General features: G+C 68.1%; 20 protein-coding genes. 16 read left to right on the plus strand and 4 right to left on the minus strand.

The annotated features are described in order from the left end of the window. Positions 1–4 precede the first annotated feature (4 nt). From ACYQ7X_RS16500 to ACYQ7X_RS16560, 13 genes are all read left to right on the plus strand, one after another. Positions 5–832: a type VI secretion system accessory protein TagJ gene (locus ACYQ7X_RS16500; RefSeq protein ID WP_459698170.1), complete on the plus strand. Its 828-nt coding sequence runs from the start codon at positions 5–7 to the stop codon at positions 830–832. Further along, positions 829–1,344: a type VI secretion system baseplate subunit TssE gene (tssE, locus tag ACYQ7X_RS16505; protein WP_459698171.1), complete on the plus strand. Its 516-nt coding sequence runs from the start codon at positions 829–831 to the stop codon at positions 1,342–1,344. The genes ACYQ7X_RS16500 and tssE overlap by 4 nt, the downstream gene beginning before the upstream one ends. After that, positions 1,341–3,176: a type VI secretion system baseplate subunit TssF gene (gene tssF, locus ACYQ7X_RS16510; protein WP_459698172.1), complete on the plus strand. Its 1,836-nt coding sequence runs from the start codon at positions 1,341–1,343 to the stop codon at positions 3,174–3,176. The genes tssE and tssF overlap by 4 nt, the downstream gene beginning before the upstream one ends. Before the next feature lie 11 nt (positions 3,177–3,187). After that, the gene (tssG, locus tag ACYQ7X_RS16515) at positions 3,188–4,345 is read left to right on the plus strand and encodes a type VI secretion system baseplate subunit TssG (protein WP_459698173.1); all 1,158 of its coding nucleotides are present in this window, start codon (positions 3,188–3,190) and stop codon (positions 4,343–4,345) included. A gap of 1 nt (position 4,346) precedes the next feature. Continuing rightward, entirely contained in the window at positions 4,347–5,510 is a 1,164-nt protein-coding gene (locus tag ACYQ7X_RS16520; RefSeq protein WP_459698174.1) for a serine/threonine-protein kinase, read from the plus strand. A 2-nt stretch (positions 5,511–5,512) separates the two neighbouring features. Beyond that, positions 5,513–7,462 (plus strand): type VI secretion system Vgr family protein, encoded by a 1,950-nt coding sequence (locus ACYQ7X_RS16525; RefSeq protein ID WP_459698175.1) that lies wholly within the window; start codon positions 5,513–5,515, stop codon positions 7,460–7,462. Between the two features lie 68 nt (positions 7,463–7,530). Further along, positions 7,531–8,094: a DUF6931 family protein gene (locus ACYQ7X_RS16530; RefSeq protein WP_459698176.1), complete on the plus strand. Its 564-nt coding sequence runs from the start codon at positions 7,531–7,533 to the stop codon at positions 8,092–8,094. Next, a complete protein-coding gene (gene tagH / locus ACYQ7X_RS16535) occupies positions 8,088–9,392 on the plus strand; it encodes a type VI secretion system-associated FHA domain protein TagH (protein WP_459698177.1) in 1,305 nt (434 codons plus the stop codon). Before ACYQ7X_RS16530 ends, tagH begins: the two co-directional genes overlap by 7 nt. 27 nt (positions 9,393–9,419) lie before the next feature. Beyond that, complete coding sequence (gene tssK, locus ACYQ7X_RS16540) at positions 9,420–10,748, plus strand: type VI secretion system baseplate subunit TssK (RefSeq protein ID WP_459698178.1); 1,329 nt, start codon at positions 9,420–9,422, stop codon at positions 10,746–10,748. A 2-nt stretch (positions 10,749–10,750) separates the two neighbouring features. Next, complete coding sequence (tssL, locus tag ACYQ7X_RS16545; protein ID WP_459698179.1) at positions 10,751–12,205, plus strand: type VI secretion system protein TssL, long form; 1,455 nt, start codon at positions 10,751–10,753, stop codon at positions 12,203–12,205. Continuing rightward, complete coding sequence (tssM, locus tag ACYQ7X_RS16550) at positions 12,202–15,753, plus strand: type VI secretion system membrane subunit TssM (protein ID WP_459698180.1); 3,552 nt, start codon at positions 12,202–12,204, stop codon at positions 15,751–15,753. Before tssL ends, tssM begins: the two co-directional genes overlap by 4 nt. After that, the gene (gene tagF / locus ACYQ7X_RS16555) at positions 15,735–16,310 is read left to right on the plus strand and encodes a type VI secretion system-associated protein TagF (RefSeq protein WP_459698181.1); all 576 of its coding nucleotides are present in this window, start codon (positions 15,735–15,737) and stop codon (positions 16,308–16,310) included. The genes tssM and tagF overlap by 19 nt, the downstream gene beginning before the upstream one ends. Beyond that, positions 16,307–17,023: a PP2C family protein-serine/threonine phosphatase gene (locus ACYQ7X_RS16560; protein WP_459698182.1), complete on the plus strand. Its 717-nt coding sequence runs from the start codon at positions 16,307–16,309 to the stop codon at positions 17,021–17,023. The genes tagF and ACYQ7X_RS16560 overlap by 4 nt, the downstream gene beginning before the upstream one ends. Before the next feature lie 13 nt (positions 17,024–17,036). Here ACYQ7X_RS16560 and ACYQ7X_RS16565 read toward each other — a convergent pair whose 3' ends face one another. After that, entirely contained in the window at positions 17,037–17,411 is a 375-nt protein-coding gene (locus ACYQ7X_RS16565) for a hypothetical protein (protein ID WP_459698183.1), read from the minus strand. A 116-nt stretch (positions 17,412–17,527) separates the two neighbouring features. Between ACYQ7X_RS16565 and ACYQ7X_RS16570 the strand changes: the two genes are divergently transcribed. After that, positions 17,528–18,640 (plus strand): LysM peptidoglycan-binding domain-containing protein, encoded by a 1,113-nt coding sequence (locus ACYQ7X_RS16570; protein WP_459698184.1) that lies wholly within the window; start codon positions 17,528–17,530, stop codon positions 18,638–18,640. Further along, on the plus strand, positions 18,637–19,452 hold the full coding sequence (locus ACYQ7X_RS16575) for a hypothetical protein (protein ID WP_459698185.1): 816 nt from the start codon (positions 18,637–18,639) through the stop codon (positions 19,450–19,452). The genes ACYQ7X_RS16570 and ACYQ7X_RS16575 overlap by 4 nt, the downstream gene beginning before the upstream one ends. A 38-nt stretch (positions 19,453–19,490) precedes the next feature. Here ACYQ7X_RS16575 and ACYQ7X_RS16580 read toward each other — a convergent pair whose 3' ends face one another. Further along, on the minus strand, positions 19,491–20,099 hold the full coding sequence (locus tag ACYQ7X_RS16580) for a hypothetical protein (RefSeq protein ID WP_459698186.1): 609 nt from the start codon (positions 20,097–20,099) through the stop codon (positions 19,491–19,493). 190 nt (positions 20,100–20,289) lie between these two features. Between ACYQ7X_RS16580 and ACYQ7X_RS16585 the strand changes: the two genes are divergently transcribed. Then, positions 20,290–20,679, plus strand: a complete 390-nt coding sequence (locus ACYQ7X_RS16585; protein ID WP_459698187.1) for a YybH family protein — start codon at positions 20,290–20,292, stop codon at positions 20,677–20,679. A gap of 240 nt (positions 20,680–20,919) precedes the next feature. On the opposite strand, the gene ACYQ7X_RS16590 is transcribed toward ACYQ7X_RS16585, so the two are convergent. Beyond that, positions 20,920–23,004: a Hint domain-containing protein gene (locus ACYQ7X_RS16590; RefSeq protein WP_459698188.1), complete on the minus strand. Its 2,085-nt coding sequence runs from the start codon at positions 23,002–23,004 to the stop codon at positions 20,920–20,922. Positions 23,005–23,654: 650 nt separating this feature from the next. Continuing rightward, positions 23,655–24,542 (minus strand): SDR family oxidoreductase, encoded by an 888-nt coding sequence (locus tag ACYQ7X_RS16595; RefSeq protein WP_459698189.1) that lies wholly within the window; start codon positions 24,540–24,542, stop codon positions 23,655–23,657. Positions 24,543–24,639 lie beyond the last annotated feature (97 nt).

A 24,639-nucleotide genomic window follows, 5' to 3' on the forward strand; every position in this document is an offset into this window, starting at 1 on the left:
GATGATGGCGCCGGGGCCCGCGCTCTTCCCACCAACGCCGCCGCAGGGCGGCGCGCCTGGCCGGTCGGCGCTCATTCTCTTCCAGGCTGGGCGGTTGGATGAGGCGATCGCCGTCCTACGGCAGGCGCCTGAGGATGCGGGGCTGCGGCTGCTCCTGGCCGAACTTCTGCTCTTCGCCGGCGAGGCGGCACAGGCGGATGAGAGCCTGGCGGCGCTGGCGGCGGCGGATGCTTCGGTCGCGCCGGGCGCGATCCTGTTTCGCCGCCTCCTCCGGGCCGAACTGCTCCGCCGTCAGACCTGGGTGGAACAGCGCGTGCCGGAGTTCCTCGCCGATCCGCCGCCGCACCTCGCCGAAGCGCTCAAGGCGCTGCTGGCCTTCGCGGCGGGCCGTCCGCAGGAAACGGTTGCCACCCTACAGGCAGCGGAAGCCGCCCGGCCGGCCTGCGCTGGGCTGCACGATGGCAAACCCTTTGCCGATCTGCGCGATGCCGACGATCTCATGGCGGGCTATCTCGAAGCGCTCACCCCGGCCGGCCGCTATGTCTGGGTTTCCTTCACCGAAATCGCCGAAGCGCGGTTTCATCGGCCAAAGCGGTTGCGTGATCTCTACTGGCGGCAATGCACCCTCAAGACAAGATCAGGGCTCAGTGGCGATATCTACGTGCCGTGCCTCTATCCCCTCGCCCCCGCGACGCCGGACGGACCTCTCGCGGTCGGCGCAAAGACCGAATGGGCCGGGCAGGCCGTGGTTCGCGGCTGCGGGCAGCGCGTCTGGCTCATCGGCGATGAGGGCACGGCCATCCGTGAAGTCGGCACACTGGTGTTTCTATGACCGGGACGATCAGACAGGCGCGGCAGAGCGGTCTGCCAGGCCCGGTGAGGGATGTGCGGGCGTCCATCCTCGATCGGCTGCTGGAGGAGGAAGCCCCGCAGACCGTGGCTGATCCTTTGAGCCAGCTCCGCCACTCGGTTCTGCGCAATCTCGAGGCGCTGCTCAATGCCCAGCCGCCTTGGCGCAGCGTGCCGGCGCATCTGAAGCATCTGAAGCAATCCGGCTTCTTCTACGGCCTGAGCGGCCTGACGGCAGAGGCTTTGAGCCAGGGTCAGCAGCAAGCAGTCCTGCTGCGCGATGTCGAGGCGACCATCCGCCGCCTCGAACCACGGCTGGCGCAGGTCCGGGTACGCCTGGCGGGCGAGCCCGATCGCCTCCGCGCCCTGCTGGTCTTTCGGATCGAGGCGATGCTTCTGGTGGAGCCGGTCATGGCGCCGATCGCCTTCGATACGATCGTGGACGCGACGACCTCGGCGGCAGCCCTGCAATTGAGCGTGGGCAACCGCGCATGAGCAAGGATCTGCTCCCCTATTACGACCGTGAACTCGCCGCCCTGCGGCAGTTGGCGAGCGACTTCGCCGAGGCGCATCCAAAGGCCGCCGGCCGGCTGCGGATCGGCCAGGATGCGGTTGATGATCCGCATGTCGGCCGCTTGCTCGAAGGTGCGGCCTTTCTCGCCGGCCGCGTGCATCGCCGGCTTGACGACGAGTATCCCGAGTTGACCGACGCGCTGCTTGGGCTGCTCTATCCGAATTACCTCGCGCCCCTGCCCGCGGCGGCGATCGCTCAATTCGCCTGCCAGCCGGATGTGCGGGTGCCGATTGCGGTGCCACGCGGCACCGCGATCGAGACGGATCCGATCGAGGGCGAGCCGTGCCGGTTCACGACCACGGCTGATGCCACGCTATGGCCCATCCGGGTGGAGGGTTTGCGGCTGAGCGGCTTGCCGCTGGCGGCGCCGATCAACCCGCAAGCGCGCGGTGCCAAGGCCAGTCTCCGCTTCATCCTCCGCACGCTGGACCCGGGAGCGAGCTTCGCCGATCTCGCGGTGGACCAGTTGCGCCTGCATCTGACGGGGCCGGCGGATCGCGCGGTCGCGCTCTACGAGCTTCTCTGCAACCACGCGCTCAGCCTCGCACTTGCGGAGGGGCCGAACGATCCCAATCCAACGCTCCTGCCGCCCTCGGCGCTGCGGCCGGCGGGCTTTGCGGATGAGGAGGCCCTCTATCCCTGGTCGCCGCGTTCCTTCTCGGGCTTTCGCTTGCTCACGGAATATTTCGCGATGCCGGAGAAGTTCCTGTTCGTCGATCTGGTCGGGATCGAGGCGCGCAGCCTGATCCACACCAGCGGCAAGCTCGAAGTTTTCGTCTATCTGGACCGGACGGCGGCGGAGTTGGAGCGCACGCTGCGCCCCGAGGGAATGGCGCTCGGCTGCGTGCCGATCATCAACCTCTTTCCCCAGCGCTGCGAACCGATCCCGCTCACCCATCAGCAGACCGAATATCTCGTCGCGGCCGATCATCGGCGGACGCGCAGCCTTGAGGTCTGGAGCATCGAGCAGGTCCGCGAGTTGAATGGTGATGGGTCCACCCGGCCCTGGCTCCCCTTCTACCGCCACGCGCCCCATGATTTTCAGGCGGAATCGTCGGCCGATACGCAAGCCGGCTTCTATACGCTCATCCGCCGTGCCGCCCCCGCCTCGCTCGGCGGCACGCAGGTCTATCTCGCGCCGATGGATCCGGCCCTCTCGCTCGATCGCCCGGCGGATCAGGTCCTGTCGGTCGATGCCCTCTGCAGCAATCGCGACCTGCCCTCGCGGCTGCCCTTCGGCGAGGATCAGCCGGCACTGCATCTTTCGGAAGGCATGGGCGCGGTCGCTTCGCTCCGCTGCCTTACCGCGCCCACGCCATCGCTGCGCCAGCCCCTGCATGATGGGCGTGCCTGGAAGCTCATCTCCCACCTCTCGCTCAGCCACCTCTCGGTCGTCGGCGGCACGCTGGGCGCCGAAAATCTCCGGGCGATGCTGCGACTCTACGATCCTTATGACAGCGAGGCGACGCGCAGCGCCATCGCCGGGCTCGTCTCGGTCTCCTCCGCGCTCGGCACCGCCCGGGTACCCGGCGCGCAGCCCGCCGCCTTCTGCCGTGGGCTGGACGTCACGCTCACCTGCGATCCCAGAAGCTGGTCCTCCTCGGGGCTGTTCCTCATGACGAGCGTGCTGGAACGCGTGCTCGCGCTCCACACGACGGTCAATTCCTTCGTGCGTTGCACTGTCATGCTGGAAGGCCGCAGCGGCGCGGTCGCGCGCTTCCCGCCGCGCGCCGGTGCGCGGCTCCTGTTATGACAGGGGGGGTGATGGGAGATGGGGCCGGCGCGCTCCACGCGGCAGAGGCGGCGCATCTCGTCCGCGATCTGCCCGCGCGGGCCGCCTCAGCCGGCGAGGCGGCGCCGATCATGCAAGCCCGCGGGCAGGCGCGGCGGCGGACGTCACTTCGCGAGCAGTTGCTTGAAGAGCCGCAACGCTTCTCCTTCGATGCCGCGGTCATGCTCCTCATGCTCGCGGCGGCCGAGCCCGATCCGGCGCGCGCCGTGCGGTTCCATGCGCCGGTGGGCCTCGCCTTTCCGGCAGCCGACATTCTGGCGCTGCGGCAGCAGGCCGGGGGATTTGCCGCGACGGTCGCCCCGATCGGGCTGGCCGGCCCTTCAGGCGTTTTGCCGCGGCCCTATTCCGAACTCGTGGTCCGCCAGCAACGCCAGCGGGCACCCGCCTTCGCCGCCTTTCTCGATCTCCTGGCGCAGCGGCCGATCGGCCTCTTCGCGGCTGCCGGCATCAAATACCGTAGCCATCGCGCCGCCGCCCAGGCCCGCATCGGCAAACCGCCCGATGCCGAGATCGAAGATCCGGTCCGCAACCTGCTGATGGCGCTCTGCGGCTATGGCAGCCCGGATATGGTGCGGCAATCGCAGGTCGAGCCGGACACGCTCGCCTATTTCGCCGGTCATTTCTCCACCTATCCGCGTTCCGCGGCGCGGCTGCAAGCGATCGTCGGCGATTGGCTCGGCCTGCCGGTCTCGGTCGAGCAATTCGCCGGCATGTGGCTGCCGGTCCATCCCGATGAGCAATCCGCCTTGCCGGTAACGCCACCCCAGGGGCAGGCCAGCCCCTCCTTCAATCGGCTCGGCGTCGATGCCGCTGCCGGCGCGCGGGCCTGGAGCGTGCAATCGCGGATCGTGCTCAAGATCGGGCCGCTCGATCTCGCCGCCTTCCGCGCGCTCACGCCGACGAGCCCGCTGCTGACCCGCCTCGTCGCCCTCGTGCGCAGCTTCCTCGGCTTCGAAATCGCCTTCGCGATCAACCCGATCCTGGCGCGCGATGCGGTTCCTCCGCTCGCCTTGAGTGGTAAAGCGGGCCGGCTCGGCTGGGACAGTTGGGCGCCAAGCCACGCGCCGCGCCAGGCGGATGCGGAGGAAGCCGTGTTCGAGGCGGATTTCATCGAGCGAAACGGGCGCTAAGATGGACGCGCGCTTGCCCGATCGTATCGGCCGTTTCGAGGTGCTCTCCCTGCTCGGGCGGGGCGCCATGGGCGTCGTCTATAAAGCGCGTGATCCGCATCTCGGCCGCTTCGTCGCCATCAAGGTCATCCGGGCTGAGCTCATCTCCGGGGTGGAGCAGGCAAGCTATCGCGCACGCTTTCATGACGAGGCGCGGATGGCGGCGCTTTGCGCCCATCCCGGCATCGTCACCCTCCACGAATTCAACCTCGCCGAGGGCTTGCCGCATCTGGTGCTCGAATATGTCGATGGCCTGCCCTTGAGCCGTATCCTGGCGGCCGGGCGGAGGCTCTGCCTCGCTGAGATCCGGCATATCGCGCTCCTCGCGCTCGATGCCCTGGCGCATATCCACGCGGTCGGCATCGTCCATTGCGATATCAAGCCCGCCAATCTCCTGCTGACCGGCGCGGCGCGGCTGAAGATCGCCGATTTCGGCATCTCCCGCCCGCGGGAGCAGGATCCCGCCGGCATCTCCCTGCTCATCGGAACGCCGAACTACATGTCCCCCGAGCAATGCCGCGGCGATCCGGTCGATCCGCGGAGCGACCTCTTCTCGCTGGGTGCGGTGCTCTACGAACTCATCACGCTGGAGCGGCCGTTCCAGGGCCTCAGCTATACCGATACCGTCTTCAAGCTCATCAACCAGCCGCACCACGCGCTCGCCGTGCTGCGCGCAGACCTGCCGTCGGGGCTCGCGGCACTGATCGATCAAGCTCTCGCCAAGTCGCCGGCCGCGCGTTTCCCGGATGCGCAAAGCTTCGCCTCCGCGCTGCGGGAGATCCCGATCACGGACGATGCCGCCGCCGGTCTGCTCACAAGGTTCGGCGCGGAGGGCTTCACCCGCTTCGCCTACGAGGCGGCAGGCTTTTGCGCGGCGGATGAGCGCGAGGAGACGGTCCGCCTGCGGCCCTTGCCTGAGGCTTCGCCGGAAGCGTGGGCGGCCGCATCGGCGGCGCCACTCCCCGAGCCCGCCTGGGCTGCCGCATCCGCGGCCGGCGAGCCTGCAAAGCCCCGCCGCTCCCTGCTCGCGCGGTTTGACCGGATCGGCGCCCAGTGGCGGCGGTGGGCCGCGCCTCGCACCCTGCTGCCGGCCACCGGCGCGCTCCGCCCGCGGGAGAAAGAGTGACCATGGCCGCCCTGCAACCGCTCCTTCTGCTCACCTCCCCGCTCGGCGACGATACCTTGCCCATCCAGGAGGGAACGCTGCATGGCGTTGCCCTGCATGCGGAAGAGTGTCTGAGCCGCCCCTTCGCCGCGTCGCTCACCGTGGTTTCGACAGAGCGGGCGATCGCACCGAGCGAACTCGTGTATCAAAGCGTCTGCCTCACCATCCGCAAGCAGCCGCATGCAGATCGCTACTTCAACGGCATCGTCCAGAGCATGCGCGCCGTCGGCATGGCGCAACGCTCGCGCTGGATGTATCGGCTGGAGATTCGGCCGCGCCTATGGTTCCTCAGCCAATCTGAAGATTGCCGGATCTTTCAGAACCAGACCGTGCAAGAGACTTTGCAGGCCCTGTTCGCCGAGCATGGCGTAAGCCCGGTCGTCTTTCGCCTCTATGGCGACAATCCGGTGCGGGAATACACGACGCAATATAACGAAACCGGCCTCGCCTTCGCTGAACGGCTGATGCGGGAAAATGGCTGGTTCTACTATTTCGAGCATAGCAAGACCGATCATACCCTGGTCATCACGGATCAGAATCAGTCCTTCAAGCCCGTCTCCCACCCGCCGCACTGGGTGATCCATGCCGGCAACAATGTCGATGTCTTCGACCAGTGGAGCGAAGCGCAGGGAACGGCGCATGGCGCGGTGGTGCTGCAGGATTATGATCCCACGCGGCCGGATGCGCCGGTCTATGGCCATCAGACGACGACGTCCGCCATGGCTGGCGCCGCCACACGCCGCGTGTTCAACTGGCCTGCGCTGACGCAAGCCAACCAGACGGCGGCGGATCGCGCCCGCTTCGCCGTCGAATCGGCGGAAGCCGGGGCCGCGCTCCGCGAAGGCCATGGCTATGATCAGGAGTTCTGCCCCGGCTACCGCTTCACCCTGGCGCGCGATCCCTTCACCGATGCGGAAGGGATCGATTACGCGCTGCGTTCCGTCACCCATGAAGCGCTGGACGAGAGCTGGATCGGCGGCGGCGAGAAGCCGCATTACGAGAATTCCTTCGTCGCCTTCCTGCAGCAGACGCCGTGGCGGGAGCCGTCGCGCAACACCCGGCCGGTCATGGCCGGCATCTTCTCCGCGATCGTCCTCGGTAATGAGGGCGAGGAAATCCATGCCGATTCGCTCGGCCGCATCAAGGTACGGCTGATGTTCGATCATCGCAAGGATACCGTCGCGGCCATGGCGATCTGGGCGCGCGTCATGCAGCCATGGTCGGGGAATAGCTGGGGCTGGCAGCATCTGCCGCGTGTCGGCACCGAGGTTGCGGTCTCCTTCATGAACGGCGATCCGGATTCTCCGGTCGTCGTCGGCAGCTTCTACAATCAGGCCATGCGCCCCGTCTTTCCGATCCCGGCGGAACAGACCCGCCAGGGCTTCCGCAGCCGCTCCACCCTGCGCGGGACGACACAGGATTTCTCCGAACTCTCCTTCGATGATCGCAAGGGCTGCGAGCTTTTCTACATGCACGCCCAGAAGCAGATGACGACGGAGGTCGAGCAGGACCAGAGCCTCGCCGTCGGCCGTGATCGCACGGTCAGCATCGGCAGGAACGAGCGGGTGACCGTCACCGGCAATGCGAGCCTCACGAGCGAGACCGGCGCGATTGCGCTCCAGGCGACGACGGCGCTCACGCTCCGCGTCGGCGAAAACACAATCACGCTGGCCCCGGCCGGCATCAAGATCAACGGGATGATGATCGGCCTGAATGCCGTGGCGGCGCTTGCCGCGAGCGCCGACATCATCAGCGAGACGGCTGGCAGCATCGCGACGACGACGGCCGGCATGATCCTGATGAATGCGCCCGACATTTTTGCGAGCACCGCGGTCGTGCCGAGCCCGGAAGAGGTAGCCGTGGAGGATGCCTTGATGCAAACGGCGGTGGCCGCGCCCACCGAGGGCGCATGAGCCTGCAAGTCTCCGCGCAGCGGCCGGCAGCGCCGCCTCTGCCTCCGCCTCGCGGCAAGTTGCGGCCGATGCCGCTCGCCTGGCTCAGCCGTGCGCTCAACCAGGATATCCGCGCCCCCTTGCTCGCCGACCGGCCGGAGACGGCGCTGTTGCTGCGGCGGTTGGAGCAGGCGAGGCTCGCGGAACAAGCCCTGCTGGTCGCAGCTCATGCCCTGCCCGCACGCGAAGCCGTGTGGTGGGCTTGCCGCTGCGCCGGGCATGCGCGCAGCGAGGAAAGGCCGGTTTGGGATGAGGCGGCGGCCGCCGCGGCGGAGGCTTGGGTGCGCATGCCGGACGGCCCGCATCGCGCGCGCGCCTATGCCGCTGCCCACCATGCGCGGTTCGCATCGCCCGAGGCGCTGGCCGCGCTGGCGGCCTTTTGGTCCGGCGCTGCCAGGACGCTCGCCTTGCGTGAGGATGCCGCGGCGACACGCCTCGCGGAAAGCATCGGCCGCTCCGTCCATCTTTCAAGCCTTTGTGGCCCGCCCGCGGAACGCGCCGAGCGGCTGCACCGCTTCCTCGCCAGCGCGCATGACATCGATCGCGGCGGCACCGGCCACCTCGTCACCCCCGGGGGGAAGGCGCCATGCTGACCTTGTCGATCTTGCGCAGCCCCGATGGCGTCGCCCCCGAAACGCGGCAGGTGATGGGGGGCGAATTCACCATCGGGCGCGATCCGCGCAATGATTGGGTGCTGCCGGACCCTGATCGCTTTCTCTCCAAGCGTCATTGCCTGCTGAGCCTGCGGGCCGGCGGCTGGCAAATCCTCGATAGCAGCACCAATGGCTGCTACCTCAACCATGAGATCGAGCCGATCGGCGCCAAGCCGCGCGGCCTGCGCGATGGGGACCGCATCCTTCTCGGCTCCTATGAGATCGAGGTGTCGCTGCGCCAGGGCGAGGTCCCGCTGCTCGCTGCGAGCGGTTTGGGCGAAGGCGCCCCTGCCGATGCTGCCGCCTATCCCGAAGATCGGCTGCCTGGTGATCCCTTCGCGCCGCTATTGCCGGACCCGCTGGCGCTCACGGTGGGCCCGGCGGTCGCGCTCGTCGATCACTACAACCCGCTCGCCAGCCTCTCGGATGAGATCACCGCCGATCCCGTCATCGCGGATGACGGCTTCCTCGATGCGGCATACCGGCCGCCATCCAGTTCCGCCGACCTGCTGCCGCAGGATTGGGATGCCGAGGATCCGCCCCCCGCCGCGCCTCAGCCGGCCACGCCGGAGCGGCCCGCGCCCGTGCCGCCCGCAGCCGAGGGCATCACGGCTGCCGAAGCGGCGATGGCCGCCTTCCTGCGTGGCGCCGGGCTCGATCCGCAATCGGCGGGCCTCCTGGTCAATGGCCCTTCCGAGACTCTGGAGGAACTCGGCGCCGCCTTCCGCGCCATGGTGCATGGCCTGCGCCGCATCATGATCGCGCGCGCCTCGATCAAGGGAGAATTCCGGATCGAGCAGACGATGATCCGCCCCAGCGGCAACAATCCGCTCAAATTCGCCGCCAATGACGAGGACGCGCTGGCGGCCATGCTCAATATCGGGCGGCGCAGCGATGTCGCGGCGGAGGCGGCGGTTGCCGAGGCGCTGCTCGATACGCGCCTGCACGAGGTCGCCATGATGACCGCGATGCGGGACGCGGTGCGCGATCTGCTTGCGCAATACGATCCGGATCGTCTGATGGCAGCCGCCGGCGGCCGGGGCGGCCTGCCGGCGCTCCGCCGGGCACGCGCCTGGTCCAGCTTCGAAACCCACCATCACCAGATCCTGGCGGCCCTCAGCGATGATTTCGACAGCGTCTTCGGCAAGGCTTTCGCCCGCGCCTATGAGCGTTCGATGGCCGAGGCGCAGGACAGTCATCAGAGCAACCAAATGACGAAGGAGGATCGTCGTGATTGATCGTCCAACCCGGCGTGGCGAGGCGGCATGAGCTGGACCAACCGGGTCGCCTGGCGGGAAGGCATGTTCCTGCGCGCCCAGCACTTCCAGCAGCAGGATCGCTGGGCGGAGGCGCAGCTGCGGGCGAGCATCACCAGCTTGCGCACCCATCCTTGGGGCGTCACGACGCTCGCCATCGCGCGGGATCTGCTCAATGCCGGCCGCTTCGCCCTCGAATCGGCAAGCGGCCTCTTCGAGGATGGCACCCCCTTCGCGATCCCGGGGGAGGCGGATCTGCCGCCGCCGCTCGAAATCGGGGAAGCGGTGCGCAACGAGCGCGTCTATCTCGCTGTTCCCGTGCGTCGGCCCGGCATGCAGGAGATCATGAGCCCGGCGCGGGATGAGGGTCGCTACCGGGCGCTCGGCTTCGAGGCGTACGATACCCAGTCGGGCGCGCCGCAGCCGGCGGAACTCCAGCTCGGCCGCCTGGCACTCCGCTACATGCTGGAGAGCGAGGATCGCGAGGGCTATCTCGGCCTGCCTCTGGCGCGCATCACCGAAGTGACGCCCGATCGCCGGGTCATCCTCGATCCCCGCTGGATGGCGCCTGCCCTCGTCTGCTCGGCCGTGGCCCCGCTCGCGGCGCTCTGCGTCGAACTTGCCGGGATGCTGAACCAGCGCGGCGAAGCCGTGGCCGCGCGGCTCACCGCGCCCGGCCATAAAGGCAGTGCCGAGATCGCGGATTTCCTGCTGCTCCAGGCGGTCAACGGCTGGCAGGTCGTCATGGCGCATAACGCCGATGCCGGCAACATCCATCCGGAGGATCTCTACCGTCAGCTCCTGCAGATGGCGGGTGAGCTTGCAACCTTTACCGACCCTCGGCGCCGGCCCGGCAGCTATCCGCCCTACCGGCATGAGGATCTTCAGCGTTCCTTCGCGCCGGTCGTCGCCGATATCCGGCGCTCGCTTTCAGCCGTGCTCGAACAGACGGCCATCATGCTTCCGCTGCAGGAACGTCGCCACGGCGTGCGCGTCGCCCCGATCACCGATCGCAGCCTGCTGGCTACGGCGAATTTCATCCTCGCCGTGCAGGCGGAAATGCCTACGGAATCGCTCCGCCGGCTCTTTCCCGCCACCGCCAAAGTGGGCGCCGTGGAGCATATCCGCGAGCTGGTCAACGTGGCGCTGCCCGGCATCGGGCTCCGCGCCCTGCCGGTCGCCCCGCGGCAGATGCCCTTCTACGCCGGCGCCTCCTATTTCGAGCTCGACCGCAACGCCCCGCATTGGCAGCAGATGCAGGCTTCCGGCGGCTTCGCGGTCCATGTCTCGGGTGATTATCCCGGCCTTACCGTGGAACTTTGGGCGATACGGAGTTGACCATGGCCATGGACGACAATCCCTTCGCCGAAGCGGATGATAATGACCGTACCATCATCCGCCCCTTGCCGGGGCGGCGCAGCCCGCCGCGCGAGATGGCGGCCGGAGCGCCTGCCGCGCCACCGCCTGGGGGGCAAGGCGGGCTCCACGATGCCCCGCTGCCCCCGCTCGCGTCGCCTTTCGCCGCCCCAGCCCTTCCGGAACCGGGCGCGACGGCATCTGTCGCCGCGGCGGAACCCGGCATGCACTTCGCCGATCTGCCGCATGGCACGGCCTCGCCGATCATTGCGGCGGCGGCTGGCTGCCTCAGCCTGCTCGGCCGGCTGCGGAACGCCTTCACCGTGCCCGATGCGCGGCTGCTGCGTGAGCACGCGGTGCAGGAGCTGCGCCGTTTCGAGCGGAGCTTGCGCGCGCAAAATCTACCGATGGACCAGCTGCGCCCGGCCCATTACGCGCTCTGCGCCAGCCTTGACGATGTGGTGCAGGCAACGCCCTGGGGCAGCCATGGCGCCTGGGCCGATGCCTCCCTCGTCTCGACCTTCCATCAGGAAGTACGATCGGGTGAACGCTTCTTCGATCTCCTGGCCCAGATCCGGCAAAACCCGGGTCGCTTCCTGGCGGTGCTGGAACTGATGTACCTCTGCATGTCGCTGGGCATGCAGGGCCGCTACCGGCTTTCGCCACGCGGCCCGGCGGAGCTCGATCGCGTGCGGGAGGAAACCTACGTCCTCATCAAGCGCAACCATCCGCCGGTCGAACCCGGGCTCTCGCCGCACTGGCAGGGGGTTGCCGCGCCCTATGCACCCCGGCGGTTCTCCCTGCCCCTCTGGGTCGGCGCGCTCCTCGGCCTCGGCCTCGTCAGCCTCGCCTATGCCTGGGTCGCCTTCGATCTGGCCGGGCAGTCGGACCGGCTCTTCGCCGCCGGGCTCAGCCTGCCGCCCGGCCATATGCCCATGATCACGCGGCCGCAGCCGCCCGCACCGGTGCCGACCCTGCCGCCGCCGCCGCAAAGCCCCATCGCCCTCCTGCGCGGCTTCCTCGCGCCCGAGGTGCAGCGGGGCCTCATCCGTATCGTCGGCACCGATACGGTGCCCATCATCCGGATCAACAATCGCGGCATGTTCGCCTCGGGCAGCGCCACCGTGGAGGCGCAATACCTGCCGCTCTTGCAGCGGATCGGCGCCGCGCTCGCCACCCGCGCGGGCTCGGCGCAAGTGCTCGGCTACACCGATAATCAGCCCATCCACACCATCCGCTTCCCCTCCAACTTCGAGCTTTCGGCCGCACGGGCGGAAGCGGCGGCGCGCATCATCGCCGCCGCCGCCGGCCCGCATGTGCCGGTCTCGGCCGAGGGCCGGGCGGATGCCGATCCGATCGCCTCGAACGACACACCGGCGGGGCGGGCGGAGAACCGCCGCATCGAAGTCGTTCTGCACGGGCCGGGGGCAGTGCCATGAACGTGCTCGCCGATCTTCTCCCCCTGCTCATCGGCCGCTGGGGCACCAGCCTCACCGGCATCGCTATCGCGAGTGCGCTCGTCTGGTATCTCGGGCCGCTGAGCCCGGTGCTGCGCGAACCGCTGCCGCGCGCCGGGCTGATCCTGCTCTTCCTCCTGCTCTGGGCGGGCGTGAATGGCGCCCTGACCTGGCGCCGCCGCCGGCGGGACCGGGCGCTCGCCGCCGGCGCCACCGAGACCGATCCGGAGGGGCCAGGCCACGGCTCGCGGCGCGCCGCGCGGGCGGAGGCGAGCGAGGAAGCGGCCCGGCTGCGCGAGCGGCTGCGCAGTTCGCTTGCCCTTCTGCGCAAGGCCCGCCGCCGGCGCGGCTATCTCTACGAACAGCCCTGGTTCCTGATGATCGGGCCGCCCGGGGCAGGCAAAACCACCGCGCTCAGCCATTGCGGCCTGCATTTCCCCCTCGCGCAGCCGGATGGGCAAGGCGGCATGGCCCCGGCCGCGCTCGCCGGCGTCGGCGGCACCCGCCTGTGCGACTGGTGGTTCGCCGACGAGGCGGTGCTGATCGACACGGCCGGCCGCTACACGACGCAGGATTCCGATCGCGCGGTCGATCGCGCGGGCTGGCTCGCCTTTCTCGATCTGCTCCGCCGCACCCGCCCGCGGCAGCCGCTCAACGGCATCCTCGTCGTCATCTCCCTCGCCGATGTCGGCACCTTGCCGGCCGGCGAAAGGCTGAGCCATGCGCTTGCCATCCGCAGCCGGATCAAGGAGGTGTCGGACCGGCTGCGCATGCGCCTGCCAGTCTATGCGATCTTCAGCAAGGCGGATCGCATCGCCGGCTTTACCGAGTTCTTCGATGATCTCGACCAGCAGGCGCGGCAGCAGGTATGGGGCACGACCTTCGCTCTTGCCCGCGGCGTCGAAGCCTTCCAGGCGGAGTTCCGGCTCCTCGTCAAGCGGCTGGAGTCACGCCTGTTCGAGCGGCTGCAAGCCGAACGCAGCCCGGATCGGCGGGTCGCGATCGCGAGCTTCCCCCTCCAGATGGCGAGCCTGGAAGCGCCGCTCGCGGCGTTTCTCCTGGCCGCCTTCGCCGATACGCGGCTCGATCCGGCGCCGCTGCTGCGCGGGGTCTATTTCACCTCCGGCACGCAGGAAGGCACCCCGATCGATCGCTTGACCGGCCTGCTCGCGCGCACCTTCGAGGTCGATCAGAAGCGCGCGCCGGATCTGCGGCCCGTCGCGGGGCGCGCCTATTTCCTCGCCCGCACGCTGCGCGAGGTGATCCTCGGCGAGGCGATGCTGGTCTCCTCCGATCCCGCCGCCGCGCGCCGCCGTCGCCTCCGCCGCTGGGGCGGCTTCTCCGCCATCGGCGCGGCGACCCTCGCGGCGCTGCTGCTGCTCTGGCGGGCCGAGGCCGCGAACAGCGCGGCAATCACGCGGGACGAGGTGGCGCTCGCCACCTATCGCGATACGCTGGCGCGCGTGCCGCTCGATCCCGTTAAGGATGACGATCTGCCGGGCATCCTGCCGGTGCTGGATGCCGCCGCGCGCTTGCAGCAACTCGGCGTCCCGCGCGGGGGCGCGTTTGCCGGCTTCTTCGGCCTTGGCCAGGGCGCCAAAGCGGTGGAGACCGGCCGCCTCGCCTATCAGCATGCGCTCGACGAGGTCTTCCTGCCGCGCCTGCTGCGCCGCCTCGAGGCGCAGATGCGCAGCCACCTCAACCAGCCGGTCTTTCTCTACGAGGCAACCCGCATCTATCTGATGCTCGGCAATGCCGGGCCGCTCGATCCCAAGCTGGTGGCGGATTGGATGCAGCTTGATTGGTCCACCCGCTATCCGGGCGCGGATATGGCGCCGGTGCGGGATGCGCTGGCGCGCCACCTGGCCGCCCTGCTTGCAAGCCCGCTGCCGAGCGTGCCGCTCGATGGCACGCTGGTCGCGCTGGCGCGCAGCGCCTTCAGCCGCATGTCCCCGGCCGAGCGGGCCTATAGCCGCATCCGCCCAAGCGCGGCGCCGCCCGATGTCTCACCCTGGAGCCCGGCCACCGCCCTCGGCGGCGCGGCAGGGGCTGGGCTCTTCCGGCGAACCTCCGGCGCGCCGCTCACCCAAAGCATTGCCGGCTTCTTCACCGCGCGGGGCTTCAGGGAGATCCTGCTCCCGGCGCTCGCGCCCACCGCCCGGCAGATCGCCGATGAAAGCTGGGTGCTCGGCCCGGCAGCGAGCAACCCAGCCGAGCCCGCGCAGACGGAAAGCCCCGCCGCCATCGAACAGCAGGTCATCGCCCTCTACGCCAAGGATTACGAGCGGCGCTGGGATGCGATGCTGAACGATCTCGGCCTCTCGCCCTTCCAGAACCAGGTTGATGCCATCCAGAAACTCTATGTTCTGGCCTCGCCGCAATCGCCCATGCGCAACCTGCTGGTCTCGATCGTGCATCAGTTGATGCCGGCCGAGGCAGCGGCACAGGCCGCGGCACGCAGCGAGGGCGCGCATGCCAAGGCGGACGCGACCGCCCGACAGCTGAGCGGCATCTTCCTTCCCGCCGCGCAAGCGGCGACGTCGCTGCCCGGTGCCGAGATCGACGCCTATTATCGGCCCTTGGTGGAGTTCACCGGGCCGGACGGCAATGCCGCGCCGATCACCGCCGTCTTCCATCTGCTGAACCAGTTGCAAGCCGAGCTTGCGACACTGCCCAATGCCAGCAGCGCGCCCGCCGTTCTTCAGAACAGCCAGGACCCGGCCCAGCTTCTGCAGGCCGAAGCCGCGCGCCAACCGCAGCCCGTGGCGCATTGGCTTCAGCAGATCGCCGCCTTCGGGGAAGCGACGCTCACCGATGACGCGCATCAGGCGGCAGCCAGCGCCTTCACCAGCATGGATGGGCCGGCCAAGCTCTGCCACGAGGTGGTGGACGGGCATTATCCCTTCGATCCGCGTGCCCGCTCGGACACGCCGCTTTCAAGCTTCGCCCGGCTCTTCGCACCGGGCGGCGTGTTCGACAGCTATTTCAAGACGCAGCTTGCCTCCTATGTGGACAGTTCCGGCGCCACCTGGCACGTGCGGCCCGTCGGCGGCGTCGCCCCGCCGGTCACTGATGCTCAGCTCCTGCCCTTCCAGCAGGCGGCGGTTATCCGCCGGCTGTTCTTCCCCTCGGGCGGCGATGTGTTGCAGATGCATTTCAGCATCACCCCGGTCTCGATCGACCCGACATCGAAGCAGGTTGTCCTCTCACTCGGCACCAACGCGATCTCCTGGACGCCGACGGGGAGCGAGGCGACAGACATCACCTGGCCACAAGACAGTCTCGACCATGACAGCATCACCTTCACGCCCCCGCCGGCACGGCCGATCCCGAGTACAGCCGGTGCCTGGGCGCTCTTTCGGCTCATGGCGATGGCGGAGATGGAGCGCGGCAACGGACCGAACAAATATTTCGCCATCTTCCATGGCGGCGCCAAGCGGCAGGCGACCTTCGCCATCACCACCGATTCCGCCTATACGCCGCTCTACTGGCATGTCTTGCAAAGCTTCAAATGCCCCTCGGTGCAATGAAGGCGCAGGCCGCAGCGCAGCCGGGCTTCTACGGCAAACTCCCCGCGCGGGGCGATTTCGTCGGCCGCGGCCTCTCGGCGGCAACGGTCGCGACACTCGATCAGTGGATCTGCCGGTTGATGGTCGGAGCCCAAGCGCAGTTCGGGGAGGGCTGGGCAGAGGCCTGGGCTGTGATGCCGGCCTGGCATTTCGCCTTGCCGGCGGGAGCCTGCGGGCCGCTTCAGCTGCACGGCGTGCTTGGGCCGAGCCATGATCGCGTCGGGCGGCGTTTTCCACTCGTGCTTGCGGTGGAGGGCCTGGTTGACCCGCCAGGCGATGCGCCGGATCAGGCCGCGGCGCTGCATGCGCATCTCGAAGACCTCTGCCGTGCCGCGATCGGCGATGGCTGGCCGCCCGACCGGCTCGCCGCCGAACTTCGGCGCGGGGCGCTGCCGCCGGCAGCGATGGTGAGGGCGGGCCGCTGGTGGAGCCTGCCCTGCCCGCCCGCTCCAAGCCGCAGCTTCGACAGCGACACCCTGCCGGACGAAGCGCATTTCCTGCGGATGGTCGGCGCATGAGCGGCATGAGCCGCCACTTCGCCGCATCCCATGCCGGCACCCTGCGGCGGGAGAATGAGGATGCCGTGCTCTGCCGGCCGGAGATCGGCCTCTACCTCGTCGCGGATGGCGCTGGCGGCCACCGCAACGGCGCCATCGCGGCGGCCCGCGTCGTCGCCAGCGCCGCAACGCTCACGCGCGGCGCCGATGCGGGTGAACGCTTGGCCCTCCTGCGCCGTCATCTCAGTGATCTGCACGATCGCCTGCTGGCGGATATGGAACGCGAAGCCGACGGGCGCAGCCAGGCCGCAACCGTCGTGGCGCTCTTGCTCGACCGGCGCTATTTCGCCTGCCTCTGGGCCGGGGATTCGCGGCTCTATCTGCTGCGCGACGGCATTCTGCGGCGCTTGACGCAGGATCACAGCGTCGGCCAGGAAATGATCGACGCCGGCCTTCTCGATCCGCCCGACGCTGAGCGCCACCGCAGCATGCAGATGGTGACCCGGGCGATCGGCGCCGGCACCCTGCGGTTGAGGCTCGACAAGCGGATCGGCCAGCTCCTGCCCTATGACCGCTTTCTGCTCTGTAGCGATGGGCTGACGCGTGCCTTGGATGACGCTCTCATCCGCCGCTGCCTAGAACAGGGCGGCAACGCCGCGCAACGGCTGATCGACGAAGCGCTGCGCCATCGCGCGCGGGATAATGTGACCGCGATCGTCGTCCTCACCGAGTGAGGGAGGAAAACGCTCAATGCCCGCCATCACCATCGTCGTCGCTGCCCTCGTCGCCCGCCTCCCCACTCTCATCGGCGAAGCTGCTATCGCCGCCGAAGCCCAGGCCCGAACCGCGCAAGCCGGGAGCCGGCACGAAGCGCCCGATGATGAGGCCGAGAAACGTGGCGCTGCCGATGCTGCCAACAGCACGCGCGTAGAAGGATTGCAGCAGCAGGAATGCGAGGTACAGCAGGCCGATCGTCAGCCCGGCGATCGGCAGCATGGCAAGCCCCATCCTCGGCAGATGAAACTTTCGTTTCAGCCACACCGCGAGACGCATCGTCGCATGGCTGTAAAGCGCCGCGATCAACGCGGCGGCCGCGCAGAACAGGCCCGTTTGGGTGATCATCTGCAGGCGCCTCGCCAAGATGTGAGCGAGCCGCATTGCATGACGCGTTATAGCCTCTGCGTCATGCGACGATGCTCCCAGAGCCCAGCATCATCTTTCCCCGGAGGGCACTGTCAATGGGCATAGAGACCTATACCGTCAAGCCAGGCGATACGCTCTCCGCCATCGCGCGCCGGCATTACGGTCACGCCGCGCTCTGGCCCGCGCTCTTCGCCTATAATACGCGGCCGCGCTTCGGCAAGCCGCCTGCGTTGAGCGATCCAAACCGGCTGCGCATCGGCCAGCGCATCTATCTGCCGCCGCGCGGTTCTCATCATCGGCCGCATCAGCGCAAACCACGCGGCTACCGCCATCCGGCACAGGTGACGCATCCTGCCATCAGCCCCGAGACCGCGCCTGCTGCATCGGCGATCGCGCATGCCGCCGAGCCTGCCAAGCGGCCTTCTGCCTCCCTTGTCACCCCGCGCGCGCGGGGGCGCACGCATGTCAACAGCTTCGCCTTCAGATACGATCTCGACCTGCTGCCGACCATCAAAGGCGAGACGCCGGAACTCGAATTCGAGGTAAAATACAAGGGATCCCTCTATATCTGGCAGGATCGGCAGATCGATATCCTGGCCCTCACCAGCAAGGGCGCGGAACTTGCCGCCAAGCACCAGACGGATACGGCGCTCGGTCAACTCGTCAACAGTGGCAAGGTCAGCTGGGATCGGGCGACCAACCGCGTGACATACGAGAATTTGATGACCGTGAACGCCGTCGGCATGCCGCCCAGCATGACGGCGATCGGCTATGTGCTTGATCCGACGAACCCGATGCCGACCATCCGCGCCAAGTTCACCTCACCCAAGATCGAGGGCCGCCTGCGGCCGACCTTCCTCTATCTTGCCGAAAACATCACCGTCACGCTGGATATCAGGCCGAAGTTGCCCCGGCCGCGCGGGCCGGATACCGCGCCCGCCAACAACTTCGAGACGATCGCGCCGCCCTTGCGCAGCAGGCCGGCGCTCGCCAGTTCCGGCGCGCCTGCGCATGGCACGATCAGCGCGCCCGATGCCGGCTCCTCCCATCCCTGGTGGGATCGGCCGAGCATTCTCCTGGCCGGTGCCGCCATCCTCACCGCCGCCACGCTGGCGAGCAATGTCGTCACCTGGGGGGCGGATAGCGAGGTCGATCCGGCAAGCCTTGGCCTGGCGGGCGAGATGGTTCGCCGCGCGATGGCGCAATGACGGCGATGCGTCTCTCGCGTTTCACCCTCGCCCTGACCCTGGCCCTTATCGCCCCCGCGGCAGCCTGGGCGGCGGAGTCCGGGCGCTCGGCCGCCGCGCTGCGTGCCGAGATCCTGGCGCGCTACCATGTGAGGGTGATCGAGCACGATCTCACCCAACGCATCGTGCCGCTCGTCGCCACGCCTGATCGGCCGGTCAAGATGCGGGATCTCTCACCGGAGAATGAAACCGCCTGCCTTCAGGCGGTGAAGACGGCCTTCGTCGCCTATCCCGCCGCCTTCGTCTCATCCCTCGTCGGCAGGCTCGCCCTGGCAGACGATCTGAGCGCCTGGAACATCCGCGGCGGCGCCTTCCACACGCCTGGGCTCATCGCCCTCAACTGCGTCCAGGCCGATGCGAACGAGGCTTTCGACGTGGATTCGATCCATGATGAGATCGCCGCCCTCGTGCTGATCAAGATGCCGCTGGACCGTGCCGCCTGGGACGCCTTCAATCCGCAGGGTTTCACCTACGGCGATACCGCAAGCTATCATGCCGAGTTGCGGCATCCTCACAGCCGCGCCGGCAATGCGGCGCTGCACGCGAAAGGCTTCGTCTCGGCGCTCGGCATGACCGGCATCGACAATGATTTCCAGGCCTATGCGGAGCGGATCTTCGGCCATCCGGCCGGCTTCGCGCAGCTCTTGCAGGCCTATCCCGCCATGCGCGGCAAGGCTGCGATGGTCATGGCGCTCTACCGCCGCCTCTCGCCCGCGCTTGGCGATCGGCTCCGGTCCTCCGAGCTCCTGGCCGCGGCGGGGCAAGCCCCGTAGCACCGCCCCCAGATCACGCCACCTCAGCCGGATCGGACCTAGATCGGACGCGGCACCCAGGACCAGTAGTCCTGCACCAGTTCGGCAACCGTCCTATCGGTGAGGTATGATTGATGACTCTGCATCGCGTGCCGGAAGCGCGGCCTTTCGAGATCGCCGGGCGCCTCGCACATCGTGAACAGCCCGTAGCACCAGGCGTAGATCACGGCATGGCCGCGGCGGATGGCCTCCGTCGTCTCGCGGCGCAGCCATTGCGTCTGCAAGCGCGGCGCGCTCGCCGAATCGACCAGATCGATCGTGATATCGGAGAATTCGGCAAGCGCCTGCGCGCGCACCTCCTCGTCCTCCGCCAGGTGCTGCGCGTCGAAAATGCCCACGGCGCGGCCGGAATGATCGACGAAATTGGGGATATTGCCGTGCCGGCCGGTAAAGACGGTATAGCGGCGCATACCCTCGGGGTAGAGCCGGCTGATCAGCGGCAGCCAGGAGGTCTGCCCGGTAATGGTGACGGAGAGGAACAGGCGGCCGACCTTCACCCAGGGGCAGTCCTCTGGCCTCACTGCGCCCGCCAGCAGATGACGGCTGATGAGGGCCGGGTGTCCGGCGTCGTTGAAGCGCAGCAGGCGCAGCGTAGCTGGCGTGGTCATTCTCTCGATACTCTCCCTCGCACGCGCTTCACCTGGGCGAAGCTTGTGCCTGGGCCGCTGCGTCATCACCAGAAGGCGCTACGGCCGATGGAAAAATAGCGCGCCTGTCACGCGGCTGAAACGATACCGCCCACTTTACCGCTTCTCCGATCCCACTCTACAGTGGCGCACCTCAACTCAGGAAAGTGAGATGATCGCCACAAGCCCGGAGCACGCAGTCGAACTCATAGACCGTGCCTTCAACGAGGGCAATATCGAGGCGGTTCTGGAATTCTACGAGGCGCCTGCCGTCGTTGTCATGGCTCCCGGCGAACTCGCCCGCGGGCACGAGGAATTGAGGCGGTTCTTCACCGAGGTCATCGCCGCGGGCGCATCCGCACGACAAGTCAAACATCATGTGATCGAGGCGGATGGGGTGGCGCTGTTTCTCTCCCGCTGGACCCTGGCGGCCAAGCCAGGAGGGCGCGCCCCCTCCCCGCGGCACTTCGTTGCCACCACCGTCTTTCGCAAGCAACCGACGGGTGGCTGGAAGGCGATCATCGACAATTCGCTTGGCCCGCTCGTGCTCGGGCCGGAATAGGCCGCGCGGTCAGCCCCGGAGAACTGCCCGCCTACCTCATCCTCCTGCCAATCTGCCCCGTGATATCCAGATGCACGAGGCGCCACCCGCTCGCGGGGGTCTGCCCTTGGCCGATCATCGGGCGAAGCCCGCTTCACTTCCGCGTGAAAGCGCGCGTATCGGCGGGGCCTTGCGACGCGCCTGCGAAAAGACCGGCGTAGCCCGACGGCCTCCTGCCGAGGAGGCAGCCGGGCGGGGCATTCAGGCCGCTGCAGCCGCGCCGCGCAGCCCCGCCGCCCGCTCCTCCAGCCGGCGGCGGAGGAAGGCCGGCAGCTGGCGGGCGGATTTGACGCGCGGATAGGCCATCTCCTCGATCGGCGCCGCATCCCCGAGCGCCTCGCGCTCCGCCCAGTTCGAAAAATGCATCCGGCCGACGTTATCGACGAAGCTTTCGGCCGGGCAGTTTTCCGCCAGCAGCAGTTCGTGGGTCGCAAGCTCGACGTGGTAATAGGTGAAGCATTCGGGGACGTCGCGTTCGCGCAGGATGGTCGTGTGATTGACGAGCGCCGCCGCCTGCACCAGCACCCCCTCCACGAAGACCGCATGGTCCGGCGAGACCAGCAGATCGCGCGCCGGCACGCCGGCCGCGAGCGCCCCCGCCTTGATGCGGATCGGCAACTTGCGCAAGGGATCGCCGAAGCGCGTGGAAACCTCGGACTTGCCAAGCCAACGCACCGGCAGCAGGCAGCCCGAGAGCGTCTTGAGCAACGTCCCGGCCGCGATATCCTCAACCGCGATCTCACCCTCCGCGCCGGCAAGCCTCGTCCCGGGATAGAAACAGAGGATGATGTCCGCGGTGCCGTTGCTGGCGCTTGTCACCTCAAACCCGCCCGTGTAGCTGCCGGCCATCTGAAGCGTGTAGGTCTTGCCGCCATCTGTGACGGTGAGGACATCGGTCGCCGAATTCAGCGCCGCGCTCGCGCCCGCTGAATAGGTGGCATAGCCGAGATTGATCGTGCCGCCGCTCAGCAGGTGGGTGTCGATAATGGCGCCCCCTGAAGCCACTTCCAGCAAGCCACCGCTACTGACCGTCGTGCCGCTCGCCGTGCCGCCGGAGGAGACGATCTCGGTGCCACCGCTAGCCAGGATGGTGCCGGAGACGACGCCGCCGCTGAGATTGGTGGACATCGTCGAGCCGGAGACGCCGGCCGAGACCTGGTAATAATAGTTCCACTCGACCGAACCGCCGACCTGCTGCGTGCCGCCGCTGGTGACGAGCGTATCGCTCGCCGTGCCATCGGTGCCGACATATTCGGCGCCGCCGGAGTTGACGATGGTGGCCGTCGCCGTCCCGCCGCTCGTCGCCTGAGTGCCGAAGTTCGGCGATGAGGTGACACCGCCGATAACCTGGATGCCACCGTTCAGCGTGGTCCCCGTCGTCGCGGCGGTATTATAGACCCATTGGGTGCCGCCAGCGGAGACGGTGGCGCCGCTATCCACAGCCGCCACGCCCAGCTGTTCCAGGCCCCGGCCCATCACCACCGTGCCGCTGACGGTGCTGCTGCCGGCGAGGAGCGCCCCACCCGCTTCGATCGTGGTGGCGGAGGCAACACCACCCAGCACGACCTGCTGCTCACCATAGACGGTCGTCCCGGTCGCGGTGCCGCCGGAGGATACGATCTGGTCACCGCCGCTATTGACGAGCGTGTTGGAAGCGATGCCACCACTGAGATTTGTGGACATCGTGAACCCGGAGGCAGTGTCGTAGTGATAGATCCAGCTCGTCGAACCGCCGACTTGCTGGGTGCCGCCGCTGTTCAGGATCGTGCCCGTCGTCGTCGCGCCGGTGCCGACATATTCGGCTCCCGCCGAGCCGACGACATTGTTCACCGCCCGCCCGCCGGAAACCGCCTGGGTGCCGAACTGCGTCGAAGAGGTCGTCCCGCCCAGGATCTCGACGCCGCTGATCGTCGCCCCGCTGATCGTTGCGCTGTTATAGACCCAGGCGACGCCGCCGCTCGAAACCGTCGCGCCGTCGATCACCCCGGTGCCGCCGATCTGCATCAGCCCGGCACTCTCCACCACCGTTCCGGTGGCGCTGCCCCCGCCGCCGATCAGCACGGCATCCGCCTGGATGGTCGTCGCGCTGACCAGGCCGCCCGATTCGACATCCTGATAGCCGCCATCGTTGGTGCCGATCGCCGTGCCGCCGGAATAGACGAACTCCTGCCCGCCGCTGGTCACGGTCGCATTGATCGTGGTGCCGCCGGATACCACCACCACGTTGCCGGAGGTGACGACCAATCCGCTCGATGTCTGGCCACTGCCAACGACGGTTTCACTCATAACTCACGCCTCCCGAAGATCAACATGAACAGGGCGCATCCACCACCGGATGGCCGGGGATCTCACCGCAGAAACTCGCAGGATGGGCACGTCGTTACGCATACCGGAACGATCCCCGGACGCCGGACCAAGCCACGCTTTTCCGGCCACCGGATGACAAGACACTATATAAGCTCAGTCACCCGGCATTCGGGGCGCTGACGGACGCACACGTCAAGCAGCCGCCACCAGACCCAGCGCAACGTCGATTCGGATTATTATCCAGATAGTTACGAACATGGCAGCGACCGCGGTCTCTCGCGTTGGCCACACATTAGCGATTCGTTAAGAGATGTGTCAACCGTTTGTGACACAACGAGACGCACCGATGATTGATGAGGCTATGTTGATCCGGGGAGGATGCGGGCAGCGTCACGTGCCGGCCCGAACCGGGCGAGAAGGCCGCCCCGGCTCGGGCAGCCCCCCCAGTCGGATGGCGCGTCCGGCAGGAGAAGATGCGCGCGCAAATAACAAGAGGTCGAGGAGGTAAGCCCGCGCCTGGCCTCGGCGCGGCGCGGCGCCGATCCCATCCAGGCAACACCCGCCCGCGCCATCCTTCTGCGAACGGTCATGGAAACGAAACGCTGCGGACCGCCCCGCCGCATCTCCGCTCAGAGTTCCAACTGCGCGAGATCGTCGAGCAGCGTCGGGCCAGTCGGCTCCCAGCCGAGCTTCGCCCGCGTCTGCGCACTCGATGCCGGCATGTCGAGCGCCGCGAACATGGCGAGCCAACCGAAGAACGATTCCGCTTCCGCCGCCGGGATGGATTGCACGGGCAGGCCGAGGCGCTGGCCGATCGCCTCGGCGATGGCGCGTATCGGCACGCCCTCTTCGCCGACGGCATGATAATGCGCACCGGGCTCCGCCCGCTCCACCGCCAGGCGATAGAGGCGCGCGACATCGCGCATATGGCCCGCGGCCCAGCGCTGGTTCCCCTGGTCGAGATAGGCGCACACCCCCTTCTCGCGAAACAGCGGGATGGCGTAGGAGACCAGGCCTTGGCTGCGCCTGTCATGCACTTGCGGCAAGCGCATGATGGAAACATTCACGCCCCGCGCCGCCGCCTCCCGCGCGGCTTCCTCGGATGCGGCGCGCGGATGCAGATCGGCGCTGAGCGCTGGGTTGTCCTCCCGCGCCGGCTCCCCGGGAGACATCTGGGCGATGCCGGTGCCCGAGGTCACGAGGAGCGGACGGTCGGTGCCGGCGAGCACCTCCGCCAGCATCGCGATCACGCGCCGGTCCTCGTCGCAGCTTTGCAGGTAGCGGGTAAAATCATGGTTGAAGGCGAGATGGATCACCCCGTCGGACCGCGCGGCACCCGCGCGCAGGCTCTCGGGCTCGGCGATCGAGCCGCGATAGGGCTCGGCGCCCGCCGCCGCGAGCGCGCGCGCCTTCTCTTCCGAGCGATAAAGCCCGATCACCTGATGGCCCGCGGCAATCAGTTCGGGCACGAGATAGGAGCCGATATTGCCGGTCGCCCCGGTTACAAAAATCCGCATCTGGCTGGTCTCCTGTTAAGAGAGGGGGTGGGCGCTGCGCGGAGCCTCAGGGCCCTCTGCCCACCCATCCTCGTCGCAGACAAGCTTGGTGCGATCG

The organism is Acidisoma sp. C75, from assembly GCF_054665095.1.